The sequence below is a fragment of the Olivibacter sp. XZL3 genome, assembly GCF_004368405.1.
GTDB lineage: Bacteria > Bacteroidota > Bacteroidia > Sphingobacteriales > Sphingobacteriaceae > Olivibacter.
This window is the reverse complement of the sequence record NZ_SBJH01000012.1, coordinates 1-2,648: the sequence shown is the minus strand read 5'-3', so window position 1 is coordinate 2,648 and position 2,648 is coordinate 1. Positions and strand designations below refer to the sequence as shown.

Sequence of the window (2,648 nt, the reverse complement as noted above, 5' to 3'; positions counted from 1 at the left end):
TGGATATACTGGCGCATACTGACCCCTCAAAATTGAATTAGATTTAGGGGTGTTTATTGCGTTTAAAGCCCATATCCGCCTGCCATACTGGCTGATGTTGACCCCCTAATTTGGTTTTTCAATTGATTGTGCTGGAGCAAACTGACCCCTTCGCGAGTAGTTTTTGGTTACTTAGTGATCAAACAATTTGGATCACTGATGGCCGGAAAATCAAAACGAATGAGTCAGATAAAACAATTAATCAGATTGTACCAGGGCGGCAGCGGAATAAAAACAATCGCCCGCATTCTTGGGATGAGTAAGAATACGGTGAGGTCTTACCTTAAAAAGATGGCCGAAGGCGGGTTCAATACCGAAGAACTTCTTAAACAGGAGGATCCTCTGCTGGAAAAATCATTTCATGCAGGTAACCCTGCTTATAAAGCAGGCAAGTTTGAGTACCTGAAAAGCCGTCTTGACTATTATGAAAAAGAACTTAAGCGTACCGGGGTCACTAAGCTGTTGCTCTGGCAGGAGTATATTGAAAGCCATCCCACCGGTTATAGCTATTCGCAGTTCAACTATCATTTAAGACAACAGCTTGTCTCGCGAAAAGGCAGCATGGTGCTGGAACATACCGCCGGGGAAAAACTATATATTGACTTTTCCGGTAAAAAGCTCCATTATATCGACCGGACCACGGGAGAGGTGGTTGCCTGCGAGGTGTTTGTGGCCTGCCTGCCCTTTTCAGACTATGCTTTTGCCATAGCTGTACCCTCCCAACAGACTCCCGACTTTCTTTACGCACTTAGCTGTTGTCTGGAGGCGCTGGGCGGTGTACCCAGGGCCATTGTCCCCGACAATCTGAAAGCAGCGGTCATCAAGGCAGATAAATACGAGCCTGTCCTGAACCAGTCGATGGAAGACTTTGCCAACCATTACGGTACAGCTGTGGTCCCGGCGCGTGCAGGACGGCCCAAAGACAAGTCCCTGGTAGAAAATCAGGTAAAAATGATCTATAGCCGTGTTTTTGCACCACTGAGGAACCGACAGTTCTTCGATATCCATTCGCTCAATGCCGCTATAAAAATCTGTATGTTAAAGCACAACCAGACGCGGATGCAGCAAAGACCATACTGCCGGGAAGAGCGGTTCCTAAGTGCAGAAAAATCCACATTAGGCGAGCTTCCCAGAGATCGCTTCGAGCTGAAGTACTATGCTGAACTCAAAGTCGGCGATAATGGGCATATCTACCTACAGCGCAACAGACACTACTACAGCGTGCCCTTTGCCTATATCGGAACAAAAGTAAAGATCATTTACACACGCAGTATGGTGTCGATCTATTGTCAGGGTAAACAGATCGCTACGCACATACGCAGTTATCAGGAAAATGCCTATACCACTGTTGCCGAACACTTAAGATCTGAACATCAGGCCTATAGGAACCGATCCCATGAAACGTATCTGGCAAGAGCAAAATCACATTCTGCGGAGTTTGCCGAACTTCTGGAGACCCTATTTGAGCGTGCGCGATATCCCGAACAGTTATTCCGTACCTGTGACGGACTGTTCAGGTTAAAGCGGGACTTCCCGGCAGAAGAGTTTGACAGAGCATGTAAATACGTTCTAAAGAATAAGCTATATACCTACTATTACTTTAGAAATGTGCTTGAAAACGGCACAGCCAACAATCAGGAAGAGACTTCCGTAAAAAGCTCCTTACCGGAGCATACCAACATCAGGGGCAGGGCATATTACCAAAACAGCGGGCCGACACTATTTGATCAGCCTAAAGATGGGCCAGCGATATAGTAACCCGATAATATATGATCAGAATAATACATTCAATAATAAAACAAGATGAACATTGAAACACAGATGAGAGCGTTGCGCTTACATGGTATGGAGCGCAACTGGAAAGCGCTGAATGAAACACGCCGTAGTACAGAACTCACCCTTTGCGAAGGGTTGTCGCTATTGCTGCAGGCAGAAGCGGATGAACGGGATGAAAAGCGGTTTGAGCGCCTTAAACAGAATGCGGGCTTCCGTTATCAGGCTTCCATAGAAGAGATAAACATGGTGGCCAGCAGAGGTCTGGACAAAGGGATGATCACTACGCTGGCCACCGGTGAGTACATAAAAAAGGGAGACCCGATATTGATCAGCGGTGCGACGGGCTGCGGAAAGAGCTTTCTCTCTTCTGCTTTGGGCCATCACGCCTGTGCCCAGGGATATAAAGTCATGTACTTTAATCTACAAAAATTGCTTCTGAAGACTAAAATGGCCCGACTGGAAGGCACACTCCATAAGCTGATGGATAAAATATCGAAATCGGACCTGCTTATTGTCGATGACTTCGGGCTGGTAAATCTGGACCAGCAGCAAAGGCTGGATCTGATGGAGATAATTGAAGACCGGCACGCTAAGGCATCCACCATAATTGCGAGCCAGTTGCCTGTGGCCAGTTGGTATGATGTAATAGGCGAAGATACAATTGCAGATGCAATACTCGACAGACTGATACATGGATCATATCGAATTGAGTTAAAAGGCGAAAGTCTAAGAAAAAAGAAGTAATATTGTCACGTCATCAGTTGGACTGAGATACTAACTCGATAGAGGGGTCAGTATGTCCAGCGGAGGGGTCAACATCAACATTATATCCA

At 46.3% G+C, this 2,648-nt stretch carries 2 protein-coding genes; both read left to right on the top strand.

The window, feature by feature from the left end; all coding sequences use genetic code 11:
* Positions 1 to 219: 219 nt before the first annotated feature.
* A complete protein-coding gene (gene istA, locus EPX21_RS05395) occupies positions 220 to 1,794 on the top strand; it encodes an IS21 family transposase (RefSeq protein WP_240768524.1) in 1,575 nt (524 codons plus the stop codon).
* 48 nt (positions 1,795 to 1,842) lie between these two features.
* Positions 1,843 to 2,559 (top strand): IS21-like element helper ATPase IstB, encoded by a 717-nt coding sequence (gene istB, locus EPX21_RS05390; RefSeq protein ID WP_134088652.1) that lies wholly within the window; start codon positions 1,843 to 1,845, stop codon positions 2,557 to 2,559.
* Positions 2,560 to 2,648: the final 89 nt, after the last annotated feature.